2 protein-coding genes and 1 pseudogene are annotated in these 1,942 nt (G+C 60.2%); 1 reads left to right on the top strand and 2 read right to left on the bottom strand.

Annotation, left to right across the window (positions count from 1 at the left end; genetic code table 11):
- Both RMO57_RS07900 and RMO57_RS07895 read right to left on the bottom strand, forming a co-directional pair.
- Positions 1-473: pseudogene (locus RMO57_RS07900) on the bottom strand (isocitrate lyase); the annotation flags it as partial.
- A gap of 265 nt (positions 474-738) precedes the next feature.
- The gene (locus tag RMO57_RS07895; RefSeq protein ID WP_310385625.1) at positions 739-1,341 is read right to left on the bottom strand and encodes a MarC family protein; all 603 of its coding nucleotides are present in this window, start codon (positions 1,339-1,341) and stop codon (positions 739-741) included.
- A gap of 58 nt (positions 1,342-1,399) precedes the next feature.
- Between RMO57_RS07895 and RMO57_RS07890 the strand changes: the two genes are divergently transcribed.
- Complete coding sequence (locus RMO57_RS07890; protein WP_310385624.1) at positions 1,400-1,873, top strand: Lrp/AsnC family transcriptional regulator; 474 nt, start codon at positions 1,400-1,402, stop codon at positions 1,871-1,873.
- Positions 1,874-1,942 lie beyond the last annotated feature (69 nt).

Raw genomic sequence — 1,942 nt, 5'->3', positions numbered from 1 at the left:
CCGAAGCCGGCTTCGGCATCGGCCACGATGGGCGCGAAATAGTCGATGTCGCTCTTGCCTTCGCTCCACTGGATCTGGTCGGCGCGCGCGAAGGTGGCGTTGATCTTCTTCACCACCTTGGGCACCGAGTCGACCGAGTAGAGCGACTGGTCGGGGTACATCTCGCCATTGCTGTTGGCATCACCCGCCACTTGCCAGCCGGACAGATAGATCGCCTTCAGGCCGGCCTTGACCTGCTGCATCGCCTGGTTGCCGGTCAGGGCGCCCAGCGAGTTGACGAAAGGCTCGGTGTTGATCAAGCCCCAGAGCTTGTCGGCACCGCGCTTGGCCAGCGTGTGCTCGACCTGCAGCGAGCCGCGCAGGCGCACGACGTCGGCGGCGCTGTAGCCACGGGTGATGCCCTTCCAACGTGGGTTTTCGGCCCAGTCTTTTTCAAGGGCGGCGATTTGCTGGTCACGGGTCAAGTTCGTCATGAGTTACTCCTGCTGGGCTGAGGGAAGAAAAAAGCTTCTTGCTGGGTCTAAATTTAGTCCTCTTCGGGCCTCAGCGGGAGACTTATGTCTTATATAAGACTAAAAACATAATCATTTAAAATCAATAACTTACAAACAAAATTTCTGATTGTGAAAAGACTTTTCCCATGATGAGAAAAATTGCGGCAGCGCAGCATGACTTCACTTCACGATGCGCAAGCGCGATTTCATATGGCGGGATTCACATCGACGTCGCCGGCACACGTTAAAGACCACCCACGAAATAGCGCTTCAGCCCCGCCAGCACCATCTCGACTGCGATGGCGGTCAACACCAGGCCCATCAGTTTCTCGATCGCCGAGATCACCGAGTCGCCGAGCAGGCGGCGGATGCGGTCGGCCATCAAGAGCGTCAAGCCCGACACCCACATCGCCGCCAACAAGGCGCCGATCCAGTCCCAGATGCGCTCGGGTTGGCGCGAGGCCAGCAGCAAAACCGTCGCCATCGCCGACGGCCCGGCCAGCAGCGGCACGGCGAGCGGGAAGATGAACGGCTCGCGGCCCGGTTCCAGGCCGTAAGCCGACTCGCCGGCGCTGCCGAAAATCATCTTGATCGCGATGATCAACAGAATTACCCCGCCGGCTACCTCCAGCGAGCGCTCGGAGAGGTGCATCACCTGCAAGAACACATCTCCAAAGAACATAAAGGCCAGCAGTGCGCTAGCGGCAATGCCGACCTCGCGGCCCGCCACTCGCGCGCGCCGCTCCTTGGGCACGGTCTTCATGATGGAGACAAAAATGGGCAGGCTGCCGAGCGGGTCCAAAACCAGCAAGAGCAGGATGAAGGCGGAGAGAAAGCTATGGTCCATGGCCGGATTGTCGCCGCCAGCTATCCTGCAGCCTGCACCATCCCGTCCACTCACACCAATGCACACAGAAAAGCTCGACGCCATCGACCGCAAGATCATTGAAGTGCTGCAGCGTGACGGCCGCGCCTCCAATGTGGAGTTGGCGGCGCAGATCCACTTGTCGGCGCCGCAGTGCTTTCGCCGCGTCAAGGCGCTGGAGGAGCGCGGCGTGCTGCGCGGCTACCGCGCCTTGGTGGCGCCGCAGACGCTGGGACTGGGCGTGACGGCCTATGTCAGCCTGAATATTGACGGCGAGGCCTTTGACCGGGTACGCGAGATCGAGACCTTGATCCGCGACTTCCCCGAAATTCTGGAATGCCACACCGTCTCGGGTGACTGCGACTACCTGCTCAAGGTCGTCGCCAAGGATTTGAAATCGCTGTCGCAATTCTTGACCGACCGGCTGATGCAAATCAAAGGCGTGGCCGATGTGCGCTCGATGATTTGCCTGGAGGAAATCAAACCGCCATCGGCGCTGCCACTGCTTCCTTGAAGCGAGCTAGCCGCGCGGATGATGCTGAGCGTGAATAGCTTTCAGCCGCTCGCGCGCCACGTGGGTGTA

Source organism: Roseateles sp. (assembly GCF_031397715.1).
GTDB lineage: Bacteria > Pseudomonadota > Gammaproteobacteria > Burkholderiales > Burkholderiaceae_C > Paucibacter_A.
This window is presented reverse-complemented; position numbering and strand designations above follow the sequence as displayed.